Here is a 22,599-nt window from a genome sequence, read left to right as displayed (position 1 = left end):
CCTCACTCCTTATTGAACATCTGGCGCATGCTGGGGCGACGGGGAGCGGCCGATGCCTGCGACCACGCGGCGAGCGCGGCGACCGTCGGCTGGTCGAAGACCTGGCGGATGGGGATCTCGATGCCCAGCTCGGCGCGGGCGCGGCTGATCAGCCGGGTGGCGAGCAGGGAGTGCCCGCCGAGCGCGAAGAAGCCGTCGTCGAGGCCGACCCGGTCCACGTCGAGCACCTCGGCGAACAGTTCGGCCAGGGCCTTCTCACGGGGGGTGCGGGGCTCGCGGTAGGGGGCGCCGGTGAACTCCGGCTCGGGCAGCGCGGCCCGGTCCAGCTTGCCGTTGGGCATCAGCGGCAGCCGGTCCAGCAGGACGAGGGCGGACGGCACCATGAACTCCGGCAGCCGCTCGGCGGCGAAACCGCGCAGCTCCTGCGCGGTCGTCGTCCGGCCCGAGGGCACCACGTAGGCGACGAGCCGCTTGCCGGCGCCGGTGCCCCGGGCGACGACGGCGGCCCGGGCGACGTCGGGGTGCGCGGTGAACGCGGCCTCCACCTCGCAGGGTTCGACGCGGAAGCCGCGCACCTTGACCTGTGTGTCGGCGCGGCCCACGTACTCCAGCAGGCCGTCGGCGTTCCAGCGGGCCAGGTCGCCGGTGCGGTACATGCGCGAGCCGGGCGGGCCGTACGGGTCGGCGACGAACCGCTCGACGGTCAGTGCGGCGCGGCCGTGGTAGCCGCGGCCCACGCTGCCGCCGACGTACAGCTCACCGACCGTGCCCTGCGGGAGGGGGGCGAGGCCGGGGCCGAGGACGTAGGCGCGCATGTTGCCGAGCGGGGTGCCGACGGGCGCGTTGCCCGACGCGTCCGGTGTGCCGCCGGCGACGTCGCAGGTGGTGGCGTAGAAGGACTCGCTCTGCCCGTAGGCGTTGACGATCCGCACCCCGGGGAAGGCTGCGCGCACCTTCTCGGCGAGCGGGACGGGCAGGGCCTCGCCGGCGAAGACGACCGTCTCCACACTGGTGCGGTCCGCGATCCGGTCGACGAGTTCGGCGAAGGCGGACGGCACGGTGGAGATGACGGCGCCGCTCCAGCTCTTCCGCTCGCCCAGCACCAGGACGTCCCGGACCAGTTCGACGACGCCGCCGGTGGCGAGCGTGGTGAAGATCTCGAACGCGGAGACGTCGAAGTTGACGGACGCGCCGGCCAGCATCCGCTTGCCCGGCCCGAGCCCCACGCGGGAGGCGAGCCGCAGCACTCCGTTGACCACGTTGGCGTGGGTGATGGCGACGCCCTTGGGGGTGCCGGTGGAACCGGAGGTGTACATCACGTACGCCAGCCGCTGCGCGTGCGCGGGCGGTACCGGACCGGCGGGGCCTTCGGTGAGGTCGAGCGTGTCGAGGCGGAGGTCCGGGACGTCGTGCTCCGGCAGTGTCCCGGCCGTGGCGGAGTCCGTCAGGAGCAGGCACGGCCGCGCGTCCTGGAGGACGGCGCGCAGGCGGTGGCCGGGGTAGCGGGGGTCGGCCGGCAGGTACGCGCCGCCCGACTTCAGCACCGCGAGCAGGGCGACCACCAGGTCCGCCGAGCGCGGCAGGGACACCGCGACCACCGACTCCGGGCCCACGCCCCGGCGGGTCAGTTCGGCCGCGAGGCGGCCGGCCCGGGTGTCGAGCTCGCGGTAGGTGAGCGTCACGCCCTCGGCGACCACGGCGGTCTCGTCCGGGGTGCGCGCCGTCTGCGCCTCGACGAGCCCGCCGATCGTGGTGTCCGGGGTCGGGGCGGCCGTGTCGTTGAGGCCGGCCAGCAGCCGGTGGCGTTCGGCCGCGTCCAGGGTCTCCAGTCGCGCGGCCGGCAGCCCGGGGGTGGCGGTGAGCTGCCGCATGACCCGGACGAGGCGGGCCGCGTACGTCTGGACCGTCTCGCGGTCCAGGACCTTCTCGGCGTACTGGAGGGAGAGCTGGAGGTGGGGTTCGACCAGCGCCATCAGGGTCAGCGGGTAGTTGGTGCCGGTGTCCGCGGTCATGCCGGTGAGGGTGATCCCGGCGGTGGCGTCGAGGGCGGCGCCGAGGCTCTCCTGGTCGACGGGGTAGGACTCGAAGACGACCAGTGTGTCGAAGAGGGACTGCAGCCCGGTGGCCCGCTGGATCTCCGTGAGCGCGTGGTGGTGGTGCTCCAGCAGGCCGGCCTGGCGGTTCTGGAGGCGGGTGAGGATGTCGGCGAGGGTGTCCCCGGGCTCGTACCGGACACGGACGGGAAGGGTGTTGATGAACAGTCCGACCATCGACTCCACGTCCGTCACCGCGGGCGGGCGCCCGGAGACGGTCGCGCCGAACACCACGTCCTGGCGGCCGGTGAGCTGGCCGAGCAGCAGCGCCCACGCGCCCTGCACCAGGCTGTTGACGGTGACGCCCAGCTCGGCGGCGGCGCGGCCGGCATCGCGGGCCACCTCGGGCGGCAGCGCGACGTCAACCCGGCCGAGGCCGTCGTCGCCCGCGCTCTCGGCGCCGGGGACGAGCAGGGTGGGCTCCTGGAGCCCTTCGAGTTCGGCCGCCCAGGCCCGGGCCGACTCCTGGCGGTCCTGCCGTGCGCGCCAGGTCAGGAAGTCGCCGTAGCCGCGCACGGCCGGCAGGGCGGCCCGGTCGCCGTCGAAGGCGTAGAGCAGCAGCAGGTCCCGCATCAGCAGGGGGGTGGACCAGCCGTCGAACAGGACGTGGTGGGCGGTCATCACCAGTTCGGTGCGGTCGGGCCCGAGGACGGCGAGGGCCAGCCGGAACAGCGGCGGGGCGTCCCGGTCGAAGTGCGCGGCCCGGTCCTCGGCGAGGAACCTCTCGAACGTCCCGCTCCCCCGCGTCCCGCCGGCCCCGGTCAGGTCGAGGTGGCGCCAGGGCAGGGTCACCGCCCGCGGGACCACCTGCACCACGTCGCCGTCCGCCTGCTCGACGTAGGCGGCGCGGAGGTTGGCGTGCCGGTCCAGCAGTGCCTGTCCGGCGCGGCGCATCCGCTCGGGGTCGATCTCGCCGGAGAGGTGGAAGACCATCTGCATGTGGTAGGCGTCGAAGGACGGCCCGGCCAGCATGGTGTGGAACAGCATCCCGGACTGCGCCGGCGTCACCGGCCACACCTCGGTCAGCCGGCCGAAGCGGGCCTCCCAGGTGTCGATCTCCTCCTGGCTCACGTCGACCAGGGGCGCGTCGCTCGGGGTCAGTCCGCCTGCGTCGGGGGCCTCGGCGTGCCGGGCCAGGGCGGTCAGCGCCTCCACCCACAGCCCGGCCAGCTCGGTGACCTCGTCGCGGGAGAGCACGCCGGTCGGGAAGCCGAAGTAGGCGGTCAGCTCGTCGCCGGCGGGGGTGGCGGTGGCGACCGCGTTGATCTCCAGCGCGGAGAGCACCGGCATGTCGGCGTCCGGCGCGGCGATCAGGTCGCGGTGGGTGGTGTCCGGTGTCCAGCCCTGGCCGCGCAGTTCCCCGGGGAGGTCCGCCGCGGAGGACTTGCCGAGGTAGTTGAACCCGATCTGGGGCCCGCGCTGCCCGGTGAGGGCGGCGGCGGTGGCGGGGTTGAGGTGGCGCAGCAGGCCGTAGCCGATTCCGTTGTCCGGTACCGCGCGCAGTTGTTCCTTGACGGCCTTGACCGCCCGCCCGGCCGCCGGACCGCCGGCGAAGGCGTCCGCCACGTCGACGCCGGCCAGGTCCAGGCGCACCGGGAACATCGCGGTGAACCAGCCGACCGTGCCGGACAGGTCGGCGCCGGGCACCACGTGCTCCTCCCGGCCGTGTCCCTCCAGCCGGACGAGCGCGGCCGAGCCGGGCACGCCGCGCGTCCGGCGCCAGCGCACCAGCGCCAGTGCCAGGGCGGCCAGCAGCCCGTCGTCGGCGCCGCCGCGGAACACCGACGGCAGCGTGTCGAGCAGTGTCCGTGTGACGTCCGCCGGCACCTGGACGCGGACCGTTTCCACGGTGGCGGCGACATCGCGGGCGGGGTCCGTCTCCCGTGAGCCGAGCGGGGGCTCCTCGCCGCGCAGGATCTCCTGCCACACGGGCAGCTCCGCCACCCGCGCGGGGGCGGCCGCCTCGTCGGCCAGGGCGTGCGTCCAGCGGCGCAGTGAGGTGCCCGCCCCGGCGCGTTGCGGCGGGAGCCCGTCGCGGACCCGCTGCCAGGCGGAGACCAGGTCCGGCAGCAGGATCCGCCACGACACCCCGTCGACGACCAGGTGGTGCAGCACGATCAGCAGCCGGTCCGCGTCCGTGGCGGAGGTGAACCGCACGAACTGCGCCATGACGCCCGCGTCCGGGTCGAGCCGGTCCGCCGCCGCGTCCAGCTCGGCCCGCACGTCGGCGTCGTCGTAGGGGATCTCGCGCAGCAGGGCGCCGGCGTCCACACTGCCGGCCGGGGCCATGAGCAGGCCCGGTTCGGCGCGGTCGAGCCGGGATCTCAGGACGTCGTGGCGGTCCAGTACGGCTTGCAGCGTGGCGGCCAGCCCCGCGCGGTCGATGTCCTCGGGCAGGGTCAGCAGCGCGGACATGCAGAACCGGCCGAGGCCGCCGCCGAGTTCGAGGACGTGGGCCGCGGTCGGCGGCAGCGGGGAGCGGCCGGTGCCGCCGCCGGGCAGCTCGGCCAGGGTCACCGGTTCCTGTTCCGCGCGGCTCTCGACGAGTTCCGCGAGCCGGACGACCGTGCGGTGCTCGAAGACCTCCCGCGTGCTGACCACGACGCCGCGCGTCTTGGCCCGCGCGACGACCTGGATGGAGCGGATGCTGTCGCCGCCGCTGGTGAAGAAGTCGTCGTCGATGCCGACGCGTTCGGCACCGAGCACGTCCGCGTACACCTCGGTGAGGATCCGTTCCGTGGCGGTGCGCGGCTCCCGGTACTCGGTGCCGGTGAACTCCGGCTCGGGCAGCGCGGCCCGGTCCAGTTTGCCGCTGGCGGTCAGCGGCAGCCGGTCCAGCGTCACGAGCAGGGCGGGCACCATGTAGTCGGGCAGCCGCGCGGCGGCGAACCGGCGCAGCTCGGCGGCCGGGACGGGGCCGGTGTCCGCGCCGCCGTCCGCGGTGCGGGCCGGTGCCACGTAGCCGACGAGCCGGGCGTTGCCGGCGGGGTCCTCGCGCACGGTGACCACGGCCTGGCCGACCGCGGGGTGCCGGGTGAGGACCGTCTCGATCTCGGTGGGCTCGACGCGGATGCCGTTGACCTTCACCTGGGTGTCGGCGCGTCCCGCGTAGACGAGGCGGCCCTCGCCGTCCCACCGCGCCAGGTCTCCGGTGCGGTACATGCGCGCGCCGGGCTCGCCGAACGGGCAGGGCACGAACCGCTCGGCGGTGGCCCGGCCGTCGCGGTGGTAGCCGCGGGCGAGCCGGCCGGCGACGTACAGCTCGCCGATGACGCCGGGCGGCACCGGGGCGAGGTCGGGGCCGAGGACGTGGGCGCGCATGTTGGCCAGGGGGCGCCCGACGGGGACCGCGCCGGTCCCCTCCGGCTGGCCGGGGAGGGTGTGCGTGGTGGCGTAGAAGCTCTCGGTCTGTCCGTAGGCGTTGACGACGCGGACGCCGGGCAGGGCGTCGCGCACCTTGCGCACCAGGTCGGCGGTGAGGGCCTCGCCGGCGAAGACGACGGTCTCGACGTCGAGTCCGCCGCCGTCCGGGTCCGCGGCGGCGAGTTGGTCGAGCAGCGCCGAGAAGACGGTGGGCACGGCGCTGATCGTGGTGCCCGACCACGCGCCGCGTTCGGCGAGTTCGAGCACGTCGCGGACGACCTCCACGGTGGCGCCGGTGGTGAGGGCGGTGAAGATCTCGAACACGGAGACGTCGAAGTTCACGGACGTGGCCGCGAGCATCCGGGACCCCGCCTCGACGCCCACGGTGCGACGCAGGTCCTGTACGCCGTTGACCACGGCGCCGTGGGTGACGGCGACGCCCTTGGGGGTGCCGGTCGAGCCGGAGGTGAACATCACGTAGGCGAGGTCGTCCGCCGAGACGCGCGTGTCGGGGGCCTGGGGCGCGGGGCCGTCCAGGGTCAGGTCCTCCAGGCGGAGCACCGGGGCCCGGTGGCCGGCGACGGTGGCCGCCGCCTCGTGGCCGGTCAGCACCAGCGCCGGACGGGCGGTGTCGAGCAGCAGGCCGATCCGTGAGGACGGGTAGCCGGGGTCGACCGGCAGGTGGGCGCCGCCCGCCTTGAGCACGGCGAGCATCCCGACCACCAGGTCGGCGGAGCGGGGCAGGGCCACGGCGACCAGGACGCCCGGCCCGACGCCGTGCTCCCGCAGCACCGCGGCGAGCCGGCCGGCGCGGGCGTCCAGTTCCCGGTACGTCAGCGAGGTGCCCGCGGACACCACCGCCGTCGCGTCGGGGGTGCGGGCGGTCTGGGCGGCGACCAGCTCCACCACCGTGGATCCGGTCACCGGTGCCGCCGTGTCGTTCACCCGTGTCAGCAGGTCCCGTTCGGCGTCGGTGAGGACGTCCACCGCGCCCAGCGGCGCTTGGGGGTCGGCGACCACCTGTCGCAGGACGCGCACGAAGCGGTCGACGATCGCCCGGGCCGTGGTGTGGTCGAAGAGTTCCGTCGCGTACTCCAGCCGCCCGTAGGCGCCCCCGTCCGCGTGCGGGACGACGTTGAGGAAGAGGTCGAACTTGGCGGTCCCGGTGTCCGCCGCGACGGGCGTCGCCCTCAGCCCCGGCATCTCGATGGGCGGCCACACGAACTGCCAGGCCAGCATCGTCTGGAACAGCGGCTGGTAGGAGGTGGCGCGTTCCGGGCCCAGCAGCTCCACCAGACGCTCGAAGGGCACGTCCTGGTTGTCGTACGCGGCCAGGGCCTTGTCGCGCACCCGCTCCAGCAGTTCGCCGAACGACGGGTCGCCCGACAGGTCGGCGCGCAGCACCCAGGTGTTGACGAAGAACCCGATCAGGTCGTCGAGCTGCTCGTCGGCGCGCCCCTCGATGGGGCTGCCGATCGTCAGGTCGGTGCCGCCGCCGAGCTTGTGCAGAAGCACCGCCAGCACGGCCTGGGCGGCCATCGGCGGCGTGGCGCCGCGCTCGGCGGCCAGTTCGCCGAGTCCGGTGAGCAGTTCGGGTTCCAGCTCGAAGGAGACGTGTCCGCCGCGGTGGTCGGACATCGTCGGGCGGGGCCGGTCGAGGGGGAGCTGAACCGGCTGCGGCACCCCTTCCAGCTCCCGGCGCCAGTAGTCGATCTGCGCCGCGGCGACCGACTCCGGGTCCGCCTCGTCGCCCAGCACCTCCCGCTGCCACAGCGTGTAGTCCTTGTACTGCACGGGCAGCGGCTCCCACCGCGGGGCCTCGCCCCGGTGGCGGGCCGTGTACGCCGACACCAGCCCCTGGAGGAACGGCGCCATGGAGGCGCCGTCCACCGCGATGTGGTGGAACACGAACGCGACGACGTGCTCCTCGGGGGTGAGCCGGAAGACGGTGGTGCGCAGCGGCAGCTCCGTCTCCAGGTCGAACCCCTCGCGCAGGACCTCGCCCAGCGCGGCGTCCAGCGCGTCCGCCGCCACGTCGACCACGCGGAACGGGACGGGTGCCTCCCGCGGGGGCAGGACGCGCTGCTCCGGTGTGCCGTCCGGGTTCTCGGCGACCAGGGTGCGCAGTGACTCGTGCCGGGTCACGACGTCCGTCACGGCCGCGGCCAGGGCCGCCGTGTCCAGCGGCCCCTCCAGACGCAGCGCGAAGGGGATGTTGTAGGTCGCGGACGGGCCTTCCAGACGGTGGAGGAACCACAGCCGGCGTTGGGCGAACGACAGCGGAATCATCGGCGCAAACTCCTACACGGTCATCTGGCGCAGCTGGGGGCGGTTCTTCTTGCGCGGCCGGGAGTCGTCCGCGGTCAGTTCCTCGATACGTTCCGCCAGTTGAGCGACGGTCGGATTGCGGAACACCATCGTGACCTTGGAGTCGACGCCGAACTGGTTGCGGACGCGTCCGCTGAGCCGGGTGGCCAGCAGGGAGTGGCCGCCGTTGCCGAAGAAGTCGTCGTCGATGCCGATCTCCTCCCTGCCGAGCAGGTCGGCGAAGAGCCGGCACAGGGCTTCCTCGGTGGGGGTGCGCGGCGCCCGTCCGGCCTGGGCCCTGCCCTGGTCGGGTGCGGGGAACGCGCCGCGGTCGAGCTTGCCGCTCGGGTTCGTGGGGAAGTCGGCGAGCGGCACGATCGCCGACGGGACCATGTAATCCGGCAGGCTCCGGCGCAGCAGTTCCGCCAGGGGCGCGAGGTCCAGCCCGGCGGGGTCCGTCTTGCCGGCCGGCACCACGTAGGCGACCAGCCGCGGGTCGCCGGGGCGGTCCTCCCGTACCAGGGCGACGGCCCGTGCCACGGCGGGGTGCTCCGCCAGGACGTGCTCGATCTCGCCCAGTTCGATCCGGAAGCCCCGGATCTTGACCTGGAAGTCGGTGCGCCCGACGTACTCCAGCCGGCCGTCCTCGCGCCAGCGCACCAGGTCGCCGGTGCGGTACATCCGCGTGCCGGGGTCGCCGAAGGGGCAGGCCGTGAACCGTCCCGCGGTGAGGTCCGGCCGGCCCTGGTACCCGCGGGCCAGGCCGTCGCCGGCGATGTACAGCTCGCCCCGCACCCCGCGCGGGACGGGCCGCAGCCGCGCGTCGAGCACGTACACCCGGGTGTTGCCGATCGGTGTCCCGATGGAGGGGGCGCCGGCGCCGGGCGTGACCGGCGCGCTCGTCGACCAGATCGTCGTCTCGGTCGGACCGTAGACGTTGGCGACCTCGGCGGCCTGTCCGGCCAGTGCCTCGGCGAGGTGCGGCGGCAGTGCCTCCCCGCCGACCAGGACCCGCAGGCCCGCGGCGCCGTCGGGTTCCTCCATGAGCAGGATCTGCCAGAAGGCCGGTGTCGCCTGTACGGCGGTCACCTGGTGACGACGCATCACCTCGCGCACGGCCGAGGGCCGGGAGACGGTCTCCTTGCCCACCAGTACCACCGCCGCCCCGGAGATCAGCGGCAGGTAGAGCTCCAGTCCCGCGATGTCGAAGGAGACCGTCGTCACGGCGAGCAGCCGGTCCGAGGGGGCCAGCGGGAATCGCCGCCGCATGGTCGCCAGGAAGTTGGCCAGTCCCCGGTGGGTGACCGACACTCCCTTGGGCTTGCCCGTGGAACCCGAGGTGTAGATGACGTACGCGGCGTTGTCCGGGCGGACGGCCGGCTCGGGCGCCGACGCCGGGTGGCGCGAGCAGTCGGCGCCGGCGAGCGTGTCGGCGTCGAGGACGAGGGTGGGGCGGGCGTCCTGAAGGATGTGGTCGATCCGGGATCGCGGGTGGTCCGGGTCGATCGGGACGTAGGTGGCGCCGGTCTTCAGCACCGCCAGCAGCGCGACCACGAGCCCCGCGGACCGCGGCAGCCGCACGGCCACCGGCGACTCGGGCCGTACGCCGTGTTCGATCAGCCAGTGCGCGAGACGGTTGGCGCGTTCGTCCAGTTCGGCGTAGGTGAGCGAGGTGTCCTCGGCGATGACGGCGAGGGCCTCGGGGGTGGCCTCGACCTGCCGGCGCACGGCCTGCACCAGACCGGCCTCCAGGGTCGGTTCGGCGGTGTCGTTGACCTCGTGCAGCAGCCAGTCGCGCTCCCGGTCACCGAGTACGTCGATGTCGCCGAGGCGCGTGGCCGGGTCGGCCAGGAGCTGGTCGAGGACCCGCACGAGCCGGACGGCGATCTCCTCGGCCGCGGCGCGGTCGTAGAGGTTGTTCTGGTAGTCGAGGGAGAGCCGCAGGTAGGGGTCGGAGGAGTTGAGGGTGAGCGGGTAGTGCGAGCCCGCGAACGGGCGGATGCCGTCGATGGTGAAGCCCGCCGAGGTGTTGGCCTCCACCATGCCTTCGCGGTCGATCGGGTAGTTCTCGAACACGATCAGCGTGTCGAACAGGGCGGGCAGCCCGACGCCGCGCTGGATGTCGGCCAGCCCGTAGTGGTGGTGGTCGAGCAGGGCGGTCTGCCGGTCCTGGAGGTCGGTGATGACCTCGCCCATGGTGTGGGCGGGGCCGCAGACCACCCGGGTCGGCAGGGTGTTGATGAACAGGCCGACCATCTCGTCGGAGCCGGCCAGGTCGGCCGGGCGGCCGTTGACGGCGGCGCCGAAGACCACGTCGCGCTGCCCGGTGAGCTGCGACAGCAGGATCGCCCAGGCGCCCTGGAGGAGGGTGTTCAGGGTGACGCCCAGTTCCGCCGCGCGGCGGGCGAGTTCGCGTCCCTTGTCGATCGGCAGCGGTACCTCGACCCGTCCGAGGGCGGACGCCGTCCCCTTGAGGGCCGCGTTCGGGGCGACGAGGGTCGGCTGGTCGAATCCGTCCAGCTCGGCCTTCCACCGCGCCTCGGAGACCGTCTGGTCCTGTGTGGACAGCCAGGCCAGGTAGTCGCCGTAGTTGCGGACCGGCGTCAGCTCCCGGGTTCCGGAGTACAGCCTGATCAGGTCCGTGATCACCATCGGCGACGACCAGCCGTCGAACAGGGTGTGGTGCGCGGTGACGATGAGTTTGGCCCGTCGCAGCCCGCAGGTGAGCAGCGCCAGGCGGATCAGCGGCGGCCGGGCGGGGTCCAGCTGGTCGGCCCGGTCGTCGGCCAGCGCCCGGTCGAGCGCCGCGTCCTGCTCGGCCTCGCTCAGGCCGGTCAGGTCCAGGTGCCGCCAGGGGATGTCGACGTGTTCCGGCACGACCTGCACCGGGTCGCCCTCGTCGGTGGTGAGGAAGGCGGAGCGCAGGTTCGGGTACCGCTCCAGCAGCGCCTGACCGGCCGCGCGCATGCGCGCGGGGTCGACGTTCCCGGACAGGTGCAGCGCGAACTGCATGTGGTAGACGTCGAAGGAGCCCTCGGCGAGGGCGGCCTGGAACTGGATGCCGGACTGTCCGGGGGCCTGCGGCCACACCTCGGTCAGCCGGCCGTACCGCTCCTCCCACGTCTCGATCTCGTGCTGCCGCACCGTGACGAGCGGGGCGTCCGCGGGGGTGAGCCCGCCGATGCCGGGGCGTGCGGCGAACGCGGCCATGCCCCGCAGCACCTCGACCCACAGCTCGGCCAGTTCCGTGGTCCGCTCCCGGGTCAGGACGCCGGTGGGGAACATGAAGGCCGTCTGGAGCCGGGTGCCCTCGGGGGTGTCGGTGGCGACCGAGTTGACCTCCAGCGCGGACAGCGCCGGCAGGTCCGGGTCCGGCAGGGCGATCAGCTCCGCGGACCAGGACGCCGGTCCCCATCCCTCGGCGCGCAGGTGCTCGGGCACGTCGGAGTCGGAGATGCGGCCCAGGTAGTTGAACCCGATCTGCGGCGTGGGGCAGTCGGCGAGCTGCTCGCCGGTCTCCTCGTTGAGCCAGCGCAGCAGCCCGTAGCCGACGCCCTTGCCGGGGACGGCGCGCAGTTGTTCCTTGACCAGCTTGACGGCCTGCCCGGCGGCGGCGCCGCCCGCCAGCACGTCGGCCAGGTCCATGTCCCGCACGTCGACGCGGGCCGGGTACATGCTGGTGAACCAGCCGACGGTGCGGGAGAGGTCGGCCCCGGGGACGACGTCCTCCTCGCGGCCGTGTCCCTCCAGGCGGACCAGGGTCGAGGCGTCCGCGCCGCGCCACCGCTTCATCGCCAGGGCGAGGGCGGCGAGGAGCACGTCGGTGCCGGTGCCCCGGAACGCGGTGGGGAGCGTGCTCAGCACCGCCTCGGTGACGTCGGCGGGCAGCTCCACCCGCACGGTGTCGACCGTGGACCACACGTCCACCGCCGGGTCGAACGGCCGGGTGCCCAGCGGCGGGTCGGACTCCTCCAGCACGTTCTGCCAGTGGGCCAGTTCCGCCTCCCGCTCAGGGGAGTACGCCTCGTCCTCCAGCGCCGACGCCCAGCGCCGGGCGGACGTGCCGACCGCCGGCAGTTCGGGTGCCTCGCCCGAGCGGACCCGCTGCCAGGCTTCGGCGAGGTCCGACATCAGGATGCGCCAGGAGACGCCGTCCACGACCAGGTGGTGCAGCACCACCAGCAGGCGGCCCCGGCCGGAGCCGGCGGCGAACCAGACGAAGTCCGCCATGGTGCCGGCCTCCGGGTCCAGGCGCCCGACCGCGTCGTGCAGTTCCGCCCGGGCCGCCTCGAGCGCGGCCGGCTCGTCCCAGCGGCCGTCGCAGCCGACCCGGCGGATCAGGTCCGCCGCGCGGACGGTGCCGGTCTCCCGTACGACGACGGAGGGTGCGTCGCCGCGCACCAGGCGGGCGCGCAGCAGGTCGTGCCGGTCGAGCACGGCGTCCAGGGTCGCGGCGAGGCCGTCGGCGTCGATGCCCTCGGGGAGTTCCAGGACCATCGACATGGCGAACCGGTCGGTGCCGCCGCCGTGCTCGAACACCTGCCGCGCCACCGGTTGCAGCGGCATCGGGCCGACGCCTCCGCCGTCGAGTTCGGTGAGTACGGGCGCCCGGTCGCGGCGGTCGGCGGCCACCTCGGCCAGCCGGGCCGCCGTGCGGCACTCGAAGATCTCCCGGGTGGTCAGTTCCACGCCCTTGGCGCGGGCCCTGGCCACCACCTGGATGGAGCGCAGGCTGTCCCCGCCGACCGCGAAGAAGTCGTCGTCGGCGCCGACCCGGTCCACGCCGAGGACGTCCGCGTACGCGGCGGTGATGACCTTCTCGGCCTCGGTGCGGGGCTCCCGGTAGGTCTCGCCGAGGAACTCCGGCTCGGGCAGCGCCGAGCGGTCCAGCTTGCCGGTCGGTCCCAGCGGCAGCCCGCCGAGGGCGACGAAGGCCGAGGGCACCATGTAGTCGGGCAGCCGTGCCGCGACGAACTTGCGCAGTTCGGCGGCGGAGGCCCCGGACTGCACGTCGACGTCGCCGATGCCGCCGACGCCGTCGTCGCCGACGGCGCCCTCGCCGGTGTGCACCACGTAGGCGACGAGCTGCTTGCCGCCCGAGGGCAGCTCGCGGCCGATCACCACGGCCTCGCTGATGCCGGGGTGCCCGGTGATGACCGCCTCGACCTCGGCGGTCTCGATGCGGAAGCCGCGCACCTTCACCTGGCCGTCGCCGCGGCCGACGCACTCCAGTTCGCCCCGCGCGTTCCAGCGGGCCAGGTCGCCGGTGCGGTACATCCGCTCGCCGGCGGGGCCGAAGGGACTGGGCAGGTAGCGTTCGGCGGTCAGGCCCGGACGGCCGTGGTAGCCGCGGCCCAGGCAGGCCCCGGCCACGTACAGCTCGCCGACCACCCCCTGGGGTACGGGGGCGAGGCCCGGGCCGAGGACGTAGGCGCGCATGTTGCCCAGGGGGGTGCCGATGGGCGCGACGTCGCCGTCGGGCCACTCCTCGCCCGGGGCGAGGGAGAAGGCGGTGGCGTAGAAACTCTCGCTCTGCCCATAGGAGTTGACGATCCGCGCGCCGGGCAGGGCTTCGCGCACCTGCCGGACCAGCCGGGCCGGAAGGACGTCGCCCGCGAAGACGACGGTGCGCACGTCGGCCGCCTCGTCGAGGTGGCCGACCAGTTCGCCGAGTACGGAGGGGACGCCGCTGAGGATGTGGCCGTCGAAGCCGTCCCGTTCGCCGAGGGCCAGCGCGTTCGGCAGGATCTCGGCCGTGCCGCCGGTGGTCAGGGTGGTCAGCAGCTCGAAGACGGAGACGTCGAAGTTGACGGAGGTACCGGCGGGCATCCGCCACCCGGGCGGGGTGTCGAGGACGCGGACCAGTTCCCGTACGCCGTTGACGACGTTGCGGTGGGTGATCGCCGCGCCCTTCGGCTTGCCGGTGGAGCCGGAGGTGTACATCACGTAGGCCAGGTTGTCCGGGCCGAGCGGCGAGGTCCGGGCGGTGTCGTCCGGCGCCCCGGCGGGCCCGTCCCAGTCGGCCCGGTCGTCGACGTTGACCGGCGTGATGTCGCCGGGCGGCAGCTCCTGCCAGGTCGCCGTGTCGGTGACCGCGAACCGGGGGCGGGCCTCGGACAGCACGGTCCGCGCCCGCCCGCCGAGGTACCGCGGGTCCATCGGGACGTATCCGGCGCCGGACTTGAGGATGCCGAGCAGGCCGGCGACGAGGTCCTCGGTGCGCGGCAGCGCGAGCAGCACCAGGTCCTCGGGGCCCGCTCCGCGCCCGATCAGTTCCCAGGCGACCTGGTTCGCCCGGTCCTCCAGCTCCCGGTAGGTCAGGGTCCGGCCCTCGCACACGAGCGCCGGGGCGTCGGGCGTGGCGGCCGCCTGCCGCTCGAACATCGCGGGGACCGTCAGCCCGGGCAGCTCGGCCGGGGTGCCGGCGGCCCGGGTGAGCCAGCGGTCCCGCTCGGTCGCGTCGAGGACGTCGACGGTGGTGACGGCGCGCTCCGGGTCGGCCACGAGCCGGCCCAGGACGCGGACGAACCGCTCGGCGATGCTCGTGGCCGTCTCCCGGTCGAACAGGCTGGTGGCGTACTCCAGGCGGCAGTCGGCTCCGCCGGAGGAGCTGGGCAGCAGGTCGAAGAAGAGGTCGAACTTGGCGGTGCCGGTCTCCAGCCGCTCGACCCGCACGCCGAGGCCGGGCAGTCGGAGCGGCGGCACGGGCGGCTGCCAGGAGAGCATGACCTGGAAGAACGGGTTGTAGGCGGTGGAGCGGTGCGGGTTGAGCAGCTCCACCAGCCGTTCGAAGGGCATGTCCTGGTTGTCGTAGGCGGCCAGGGACCGCTCCCGCACCCGCTGGAGCAGCTCGCGGAAGGTGGGGTCGCCGGCCAGGTCCACGCGCAGCACCCAGGTGTTGACGAAGAACCCGACGAGGTCGCGCAGGTCCTCGTCGGTGCGGTCCGTGATCGGCGCGCCGATGGGCACGTCGTCGCCGCAGCCGAGGTGCCGCAGGAGCACCGCGAGCGCGGAGTGCATGACCATCGACACCGTGGTGTCCAGCTCCGCGGCCAGTTTCTCCACGGACTCCAGGAGGCCGGGGTCGAGGGAGAAGGGGATCCGGTCGCCGTCGGGGCTCATCACTCGCGGACGCGGGCGGTCGGTCGGCAGGGGCAGCGGCTGCGGCAGGTCGGCCAGTGTCTCGCGCCAGTACTCCAGTTGCCGGGCCGCCAGGCTCTGAGGGTCCGACTCGTCGCCCAGCAGGTCGAGCTGCCACAGCGTGTAGTCCGCGTACTGCACCGGCAGCGGCTCCCACGCCGGGGCGGCGCCCTGGGCGCGGGCCGCGTAGGCGGTGGTGAGGTCGCGGAACAGCGGCCCGAAGGACTCGCCGTCCACCGCGATGTGGTGGGCGACGACGACGAGGGTGTGGTCGTGGGGTCCGCCGCGCACCAGCCGGGCGCGGATCGGCGCGTCGGCGGCCAGGTCGAACGTCTGGGTGGCCGTCTCCTCGATCACCGCCGCCCGCCGCTCCCCGGTGGCCTCGACGACGGGCAGGGCGAACGGCTTCTCCCCGGTCGCCAGCACGCGCTGGTGCGGTACGCCGTCGTCGCCCTCGACGATCACCGTGCGGAGGACCTCGTGCCGGTCGACGACGTCGCGGAGCGCCGCCGTGAGCGCGTCCACGTCCAGTTCGCCGGTCAGCCGCAGGGCGAACGCGCCGTTGTAGGTCGGCGAGGGGCCTTCGAACCGGTCCACGAACCACAGCCGGCGCTGCGCGAACGACAACGGGATCATTGTGTCTCCAATATCGGCGAACCAGGGGGCGGGGCCGCGGCTCAGCCCTGGTCGAGGAGGGTCAGGAGTTCGTCGTTGTAGAAGTCGTCGATGGAGCACGCTCCCGACAGCGTCGAGAAGTACCGGTCGATGTGTTCCTGGTGGCCGACCAGCTTGCGGAGCATCTCGGTGCGTCCCTCGGGCTTCAGTTCGGCCACGTTCAGCGCGCCCTGGTAGTGGTTGAGGGCCTCGTTGCTCAGCTCGTTCTCGTAGCGCCTGAGCGCCCTGCCCAGCGCGGCGTCGTCGTGCAGCCGGTCCCCGACGAGGTCGGTGAGGGACTGGGCCTGGACGAAGGCCTCGGTGATGCCGCGGGCGGTGATGGAGTCCTTGTGGTTCACCGCGTCGCCGACCAGCACCCAGCCGGGCCCGTAGGCCTTGCGGAAGTAGTTCTCCTGGTGGCCCGTGCCGTACAGCTGTTCCTCGCGCCTGCCCGACCGCATCCGTTCGTACAGTTCGGGGGCGGTGGTGCGGAACGCGTCGAGGTAGGCGGGCTCCACGTTCTTGCGGACCTGGTTGTAGTCCGCCTGCGGGAAGTACGCCATGAGCAGCGTGAGGTCGTCGTTGGTGGGCAGGACGCCGATCCAGCGGCCCGGCCGCTCGTACAGCTCGAAGTCGGCGGGGACACCGGACCAGTAGCTGTAGTAGGTGGTGGTCATGCGCGGGTGCTCCATGACGTTCTGCGCGCCCGCCTTGCGGGCCACCAGCGAGCGCATGCCGTCCGCGCCGACGACCAGGCGGGCCCGGTCGGTCGTCTCGGCGCCGCCGGGTGTGGAGTACCGCACCCCGACGACCCGGTCGTTCTCGAACAGCAGGTCCTTGACCGCGCAGCCCTCGCGGAACTCCACGCCGGACGCCACGGCACCCTCGGCGAGGATCGGGTCGAGCACGTACCGCCGTGGCGCGTACGTGGTCGTCAGCCCGTCGATCGGCAGGGAGAAGCCCTCGATGCGGACGTCGGGGCCCTGGTAGACCTGGTGGGTGATCGGCTGGGCGCCCGAGTCGCGGATCCGGTCCAGCAGCCCCCACCGGTTGAGCAGCGCCACGCCCTGCATGTGCAGGTAGTGCGAGGAGAGCGTGTCCTGCGGGAAGTTCGCTTTCTCCAGGAGCAGGACGCGGTAGCCCTGCCGCGCGAACAGCATGGCCGTCGGCGATCCCGCACAACGGGCACCTATGACAATCACGTCGTACATGGCGCGCCTCTCTCACCAGTAGTTCTTCGACACAGCGGGGCTACGGGGCGGTCGTCGCAGCCTGGGATTCGATGTACGCGGAGATGGACGCCACCGTCGGGTTGAGGAACATCTGGTCCATCGGGACCTCGACGCCCAGCTCCTCGATGTAGGCGCCCTGGATGCGCACCATGACCAGGGACTGGCCGCCCAGGGCGAAGAAGTCGTCGTCGGCACGGATGTCGTCGCGCCGGAACTCCCGGCACCAGATGGCGCGCACGCGGTCGGCGGTCATCGCGGTCCTCTCGGTTGTCATCGCTGTCTCAGGCCGCCGTTGCGCTGCCGGCGTACTGCCCGGCGCGGGCGTCGGCCAGCGCGGCGCGGTCGACCTTGCCGTGCGGGCTGAGGGGGAGCCGCGGGATGTTCAGGAACCGGGCGGGGACCATGTTCCGCGGCAGGTCCCGCAGCAGACGGGCGCGCACGTCGTCCTCGGCCAGGTCGTCCCCGGCCGGGACGAGGAACGCGGTCAGCTCGGCCTCGCCGGCGTCGGTGTGCGCGACGACCACCGCGGCCTCCCGGACGCCGTCCAGGCGGGCGAGGGCGCGCTCGATGTCGGTGGGGTCGATGCGCATGCCGCGCACCTTCACCTGGGCGTCGATGCGGCCGAGGACGACGAGGTCGCCGGCCTCGGTCACGTAGCCGCGGTCGCCCGTGCGGTAGATCCGGACCCGCTCGCCGCCGGCGTCGACCGTGGTGAACTTCCGGTTCTCGGGGCCGGCGTTGAGGTAGCCCGCGCCGACGCCGGCGCCGGCGATGCAGATCTCGCCCCGCTCGCCCGGGGCCACGTGGCGCAGGTCCTCGTCGAGGAGGTGGATGTCGGTGTTGTAGGCCGGCCTGCCGACCGGCGGGACGTCCTGTCCGCCGGGGCGGTGGCCGGCGAGGTCGTAGGAGGTCGCGACGTCCGTGCACTCGGCGACGCCGTACTGGTGCAGGAGGGTGCAGGTGTTGCCCTCGCGCCGCGCCCAGTCGGTGAGCCGCTCGGCCTTGAGCGCCTCGCCGCCGAAGAGGATGTGGTCGAGCCGGGTGAGGGCGTCGCCGCCGCGTGCGGTCTCCCAGTCCACCAGCACGTACAGGGTGCTGGAGGCGCAGTGCACCACGCGGATGTCGTGCTCGGTCAGGACGCGGTAGGCCATCATGGCGTCGAAGTTGCGGCTGGCCATGAGGTACTGGGTGGCGCCGCAGAACAGCGGTGTCATCAGGGCGCGCTGGGAGAGGTCGAAGCCGAAGGCGCTGACGACCAGGTTGTTCGACCCGCTGTGCAGGCCGTACTCCAGCCTCAGCCAGTTCATCAGGTTGAACCAGCCCTCGTGCCGCACCGCGGTCAGCTTCGGTGTCCCGGTCGACCCGGACGTGAAGACGGCGTAGCACACGTCGTCCCCGGTGACGTCGGTGTCGGGCGCGGTGGCCGCCAGGCCCGCCAGGTGGTCGGCGAGCTGTTCGAGGTCGACGGTCTCCACACCCGCCGACTCGACCATTGCGGCCGTCGCCGGGGAGGCCACGATCAGGGCGAGGCCGGGCACCTGGCCGAGCAGCAGCCGCAGCCGGGCCGCCGGGTAGGCCGGGTCGAACGGCACGTAGGCGGCGCCCGCCTTCAGCGTGCCGAGGATGGCGACGAGCATGTCGGCCGAGTAGTCGAGACAGACGCCGACCTTCGCGCCCCGGCCGTGCCCGCGGGCGACGAGGAACCGCGCGAAGCGGTTCGCCTTCGCGTCCAGCTCCGCGTACGTCGTTCGCCGGCCGGCGTGGACGACGGCGACCGCGTCGGGGGTGGCCGCCACATGCGACTCGAACTGCTTGTGGACGACGGGCACGGAGGGCAGGGCCACCCGCTTTCCCTGAAGGATCATCAACGGCTCCGATGTGGGAGGTGTCCGGGGTATGGGCCGCCGGGGCGCCGGTCGGGGCGCCGTCAGGCGGTGCGCCGCTCGGCGGCGGGGAGGACGGCGGTCTCGAGCATCCGGGCCACCCACTTGTCGACGGGCAGGCCGTGCGCGGCAGCCGCCTTCGCGCAGTGGTCCAGCTGGTCCGCGGACAGCTCGATGGTGAGCGTGGTGGCCTTCTGCCGGCGCTTGTCGGCCGCCGGCTCGGCGAGCCGGGGCACCTCCGGCTGTCCGCCGTCGCCGCCCGCGGGGGGCTCGGCGGTCCCGCTCTGCACGGCCAGGCCGGCGCGGACCGCCCGGCGCAGCTCGTTGCGCGACCACTTCTGCTGTTCGGCCTTGCGCAGCCAGTAGTCCTGCTCGGGCGGCGACAGGCGGGTCACCTCGGCGTGGTGCGCGAAGCTGAGGCTGTCGCGCCTGCGGTGGTGCTCGAACCGCCGGGCGACCCACGCGTAGTTGCGCAGGGTCTGGTAGTCGAGCCCGGTCCGCTCGATCGCCTCCTTGTACCGCCGCCAGCCGTAGGTGGTCTCCCCGTAGATCAGCCAGTCGGCGAGCCACCACGCAGAGGAGTTCACCAGCTCGCGCAGATTGCTGCCGATGCGCTCCCAGGACCGCTCCGGCAGGTTCTCCGGGAAGATCATTCCCGACTTCCGCACCGTGGTCCGGGACCCCACGAAGGGCAGGACCACATCGCGCTGCGCGGGCTCACCGCCACCCGGCGCAGGCCCCGCGCTCGGGGTTTTCACAGCGCCCCTCACAACCTTCATCTCCCCACTCAGAGTGCTTGCCTGGAACGTCCGGGCCCGCGCCGCGGCGCTCAGTCCGCCGCCATGGCCTCCCGCAGGCTCCTGGGGCGCAGGTCGGTCCAGTTCTGCTCGACGTACTCCAGGCACTCGGACCTGGCCGCCTCGCCGAAGACCACCCGCCAGCCGGCGGGCACCTCGGCGAACGCCGGCCACAGGGAGTGCTGCTCCTCGTCGTTGACCACGACGAGGAAGCGGCCGCTCTCGTCGTCGAAGGGGTTCGTGCTCACCTGGGCACCGTCCTTAACCGTCATCGTGTGACTGGGGGTGGGATGTCGCCGGGCCGGTGCGGGACGGCACCGGGCCAGGGGGCGTCGTTCGGATCTGGCCGGGGTCGCCGGTCGGCGTGTCCGGTCGACGGGACACTCGGCTGTCCGGTCGACGGGACATCTGGCATCGGGGGCGTCCCCGGCGTTGCCCCGTCACCGTAGGGACTCGGCCGGCGGCGCTTCAAGGGCGGCGGGCCCGCCGGCGGACCGCCCGCCCCGACCGGGCCCGCGCCCGCCCGGATCGCCTGTACTTCGCCCGGCGCCTGTGCCAGCATGCCGCCCGTTGCCCGCACCCGCGGGCCCGGCCCGCGGCCGAGGGGCCCGCGCGCCGTCCGCTGCGGTCCGATCGGTGGCGTGAGGCCTTCGGCCCGGCGGGCAAAGGCGCGGCGCCGTCGCAGGGGTGCGGCGTCCCGTCCTGCCGGTCGCCGGCCCGCCCACCGTCGCACGGCGCGTTCGGCGTCCGCTCGACAACCGTTGGACGGGGCGACCACCGCCCAGGTGCCGCGCCGCCAGAGGACGTTCGAGAACAGCCCACGCGCGGCAGGAGCCGCCCTGGGCACGTGCCCACCGGCCACGCCCCGCCCCATGGCGCGAGGACGCGTGGCCCCACCCGAGGGAGAGCGATGGACAGCATCCGACCCGCCCTGCGCCTCTTCGTCATGCACCACGCGGGGGGTTCGCACCTGCTGTACCGCACCTGGCCGGCCGCGCTCCCGGACACCTGGGACGTACGGCTGCTCGACGCCCCGGGTCACGGCCTCCTGCTCGACCAGCCGCGGATCCCGGACGCCGGGCGTCTCGCCGACCACCTGCTGCGCGGCATCGAGCCCGACCTGGACCGCCCCTACGCCCTGTTCGGGCACAGCATGGGTGCTCTGGTGGCGTACGAGATGACCCGGCGGATCGTCGACCGGGGCCTGCCGCCGCCGGTGTGGCTCGGTGTGTCCGCGCGTACCGCGCCGGACCCGGCACCGCCGGTCGAGACGTACCGCGAGCCGTCCGACGCCGAGTTGCGCACACGCCTGGGACTGCTCGGCGGCACACCCGACGCGATCTTCGCCGACCCCGAGCTGTGGGCCCTGTTCGATCCGGTCATCCGCGACGACCTGCGTCTGGTGGACACCTGGCGGCCGGTGCCCGGCGCCGCTCCGCTGCCCGTGGCGCTGTCGGCCTTCGCGGGTCGCGAGGACCGCTGTGCCCTGCCGTCGCGGATGACCGGCTGGGCGGAGCACACCGAGCGCTTCCTGGGCCTGCGGACGTTCGACGGCGGTCACTTCCACTTCCAGGACGATCCCGGGCCGCTGCTGCGGCGGATCGAACGGGACGCGTCCGCGGCCCTCGCCGCGGCGGACGCGGTACGGCTGTCCTGACCCGCCGGCCGGTGCCGCGACGGGCCGCCCCACGAGAGGTACGCGCCCGTCCGCACCGCCGCGTCACGCGGAGCCGGCAAGGCCACGACCACCTGCCGCGAAGCGGCGCCCGTCGTCCCTCCGTGTGCCCGAGCGGACGTCCAGCCTCCCCCGACACGGGCGGCCTACGGTGCCGCGAACGGAGCGCACGAGACGGCGTCGACCGACCGCGCGGCACGCACACCAACGGGGAGCGGGAAAATGACGATACGGATGAGACCGAGGACCGGCCTGGTCGCCCTGGCGGCCGTCCTGCTCACGGCCACGGCCCTGACGGGGCCCGCCGGCGCGGCGCGGGACACGGCCCCCCGGGCGGCGGGCCACGAGGCGACCCGGCTCGCGCTCGAGGCGGCCGTCGGCGCCGGTGTCCCCGGTGTCGCCGCCGAGGCGCGCGACGCCGACGGGGTATGGCGGACGGCGGTGGGCGTGGGCGACCTGCGAACGGGCGCGGCGCGCGGCGCTCGCGACCGGTTCCGCGTCGGCAGCATCACCAACACCTTCGTGGCGACGGTCCTGCTGCAGATGGCGGCGGAGCGAAGACTCTCCCTCGACGACACCGTCGAGCACCATCTGCCCGGCGTGGTCACGGGCAACGGCAACGACGGCCGCACGATCACCGTGCGGCAGCTCCTCAACCACACCAGCGGCCTGTTCGACTACCTCGCCGAGCCGGCCTACTACCAGAAGTACGTCCTGGGCGACGGCTTCCTGAAGCACCGCTACGACGTCCTGTCCCCCGGGCAGCGCCTGGAGGTGGCCTTCTCCCACCCGCCGCTGTTCCGGCCCGGCGCCCGGCACGCCTTCTCCCACACCAACGACCTCCTGGCCGCGCTGATCGTCGAGAAGGCCGGCACCTCGTACGAGGAGGAGGTGCGCACCCGTATCGTCGAGCCGCTGAGGCTGAAGGCGACGTCCCACCCGGGTCCGAACACCGTGCCGCCCCGGCCGAGCGGCCGCGGTTACTCCAAGCTCTTCTTCGACACCCGGCCGGACCGGATCGACGACGTCACCGCGTTCCACGGCTCCCAGGTCTGGGGCGACGGCGACATCATCTCCAGTACGGGCGACCTCAACCGCTTCTACCGGGCCCTGATGCGTGGCAAGCTGCTGCCGCCGCGCCGGCTCGAGGAGCTGAAGACCACCGTCGTCAATCCCGATCTGCCGATCTCGTCCTACGGGCTCGGCATCGAGCGGCTCGACCTGGGCTGCGGCGAGACCATCTGGTACCACGACGGCGGCACGGTCGGGTCGCTCACGTTCGTCGCCACCACCGAGGACGGCCGCCACCAGTTCGCGTTCAACTACAACGGCGACTGGGAGGTCTCCCAGCTTCTGCCCACCCTGAACGCCGAGTTCTGCGGCACGACGTCCGGCTGACGCCGGGAAGCCGCCCCCACGACGTGTGAGAACGACATGCCTGTCCCCCAGGAGGGT

The 22,599-nt window shown here is 73.6% G+C and carries 9 protein-coding genes; 2 read left to right on the top strand and 7 right to left on the bottom strand.

The annotated features are described in order from the left end of the window. Positions 1 to 2 precede the first annotated feature (2 nt). From QC283_RS13010 to QC283_RS12980, 7 genes are all read right to left on the bottom strand, one after another. Positions 3 to 7,745, bottom strand: coding sequence for a non-ribosomal peptide synthetase (locus tag QC283_RS13010; protein ID WP_279561631.1), 7,743 nt, complete (start codon positions 7,743 to 7,745; stop codon positions 3 to 5). Between the two features lie 12 nt (positions 7,746 to 7,757). Beyond that, positions 7,758 to 15,539, bottom strand: coding sequence for a non-ribosomal peptide synthetase (locus QC283_RS13005; RefSeq protein ID WP_279561630.1), 7,782 nt, complete (start codon positions 15,537 to 15,539; stop codon positions 7,758 to 7,760). Between the two features lie 41 nt (positions 15,540 to 15,580). After that, complete coding sequence (locus QC283_RS13000) at positions 15,581 to 16,768, bottom strand: NAD(P)/FAD-dependent oxidoreductase (protein WP_279561629.1); 1,188 nt, start codon at positions 16,766 to 16,768, stop codon at positions 15,581 to 15,583. A gap of 40 nt (positions 16,769 to 16,808) precedes the next feature. Continuing rightward, positions 16,809 to 17,063, bottom strand: a complete 255-nt coding sequence (locus tag QC283_RS12995) for an acyl carrier protein (protein ID WP_279561628.1) — start codon at positions 17,061 to 17,063, stop codon at positions 16,809 to 16,811. Between the two features lie 7 nt (positions 17,064 to 17,070). Beyond that, positions 17,071 to 18,654 (bottom strand): amino acid adenylation domain-containing protein, encoded by a 1,584-nt coding sequence (locus QC283_RS12990; protein ID WP_279561627.1) that lies wholly within the window; start codon positions 18,652 to 18,654, stop codon positions 17,071 to 17,073. A 62-nt stretch (positions 18,655 to 18,716) separates the two neighbouring features. Then, positions 18,717 to 19,325, bottom strand: a complete 609-nt coding sequence (locus QC283_RS12985; RefSeq protein ID WP_279561626.1) for an LmbU family transcriptional regulator — start codon at positions 19,323 to 19,325, stop codon at positions 18,717 to 18,719. 176 nt (positions 19,326 to 19,501) lie between these two features. Then, entirely contained in the window at positions 19,502 to 19,741 is a 240-nt protein-coding gene (locus QC283_RS12980; protein ID WP_279561625.1) for an MbtH family protein, read from the bottom strand. Positions 19,742 to 20,379: 638 nt separating this feature from the next. Here QC283_RS12980 and QC283_RS12975 point away from each other — a divergent pair. Next, positions 20,380 to 21,126, top strand: a complete 747-nt coding sequence (locus QC283_RS12975; RefSeq protein ID WP_279561624.1) for a thioesterase II family protein — start codon at positions 20,380 to 20,382, stop codon at positions 21,124 to 21,126. 240 nt (positions 21,127 to 21,366) lie between these two features. Next, positions 21,367 to 22,542: a serine hydrolase domain-containing protein gene (locus tag QC283_RS12970; protein WP_279561623.1), complete on the top strand. Its 1,176-nt coding sequence runs from the start codon at positions 21,367 to 21,369 to the stop codon at positions 22,540 to 22,542. Positions 22,543 to 22,599: the final 57 nt, after the last annotated feature.

The organism is Streptomyces sp. DH41 (assembly GCF_029813785.1).
GTDB lineage: Bacteria > Actinomycetota > Actinomycetes > Streptomycetales > Streptomycetaceae > Streptomyces.
The sequence above is the reverse complement of the archived record's forward strand: the minus strand, read 5'-3'. Positions and strand labels throughout refer to the sequence as shown.

Excerpts from the sequence above, each read along its gene's own strand:
- QC283_RS13010 (WP_279561631.1), bottom strand. The coding sequence starts at position 7,745 with ATGATTCCGCTGTCGTTCGCCCAACGCCGGCTGTGGTTCCTCCACCGT.
- QC283_RS13005 (WP_279561630.1), bottom strand. The coding sequence starts at position 15,539 with ATGATCCCGTTGTCGTTCGCGCAGCGCCGGCTGTGGTTCGTGGACCGG.
- QC283_RS13000 (WP_279561629.1), bottom strand. The coding sequence starts at position 16,768 with ATGTACGACGTGATTGTCATAGGTGCCCGTTGTGCGGGATCGCCGACG.
- QC283_RS12995 (WP_279561628.1), bottom strand. The coding sequence starts at position 17,063 with ATGACAACCGAGAGGACCGCGATGACCGCCGACCGCGTGCGCGCCATC.
- QC283_RS12990 (WP_279561627.1), bottom strand. The coding sequence starts at position 18,654 with ATGATCCTTCAGGGAAAGCGGGTGGCCCTGCCCTCCGTGCCCGTCGTC.
- QC283_RS12985 (WP_279561626.1), bottom strand. The coding sequence starts at position 19,325 with ATGATCTTCCCGGAGAACCTGCCGGAGCGGTCCTGGGAGCGCATCGGC.
- QC283_RS12980 (WP_279561625.1), bottom strand. The coding sequence starts at position 19,741 with ATGACGGTTAAGGACGGTGCCCAGGTGAGCACGAACCCCTTCGACGAC.
- QC283_RS12975 (WP_279561624.1), top strand. The coding sequence starts at position 20,380 with ATGGACAGCATCCGACCCGCCCTGCGCCTCTTCGTCATGCACCACGCG.
- QC283_RS12970 (WP_279561623.1), top strand. The coding sequence starts at position 21,367 with ATGACGATACGGATGAGACCGAGGACCGGCCTGGTCGCCCTGGCGGCC.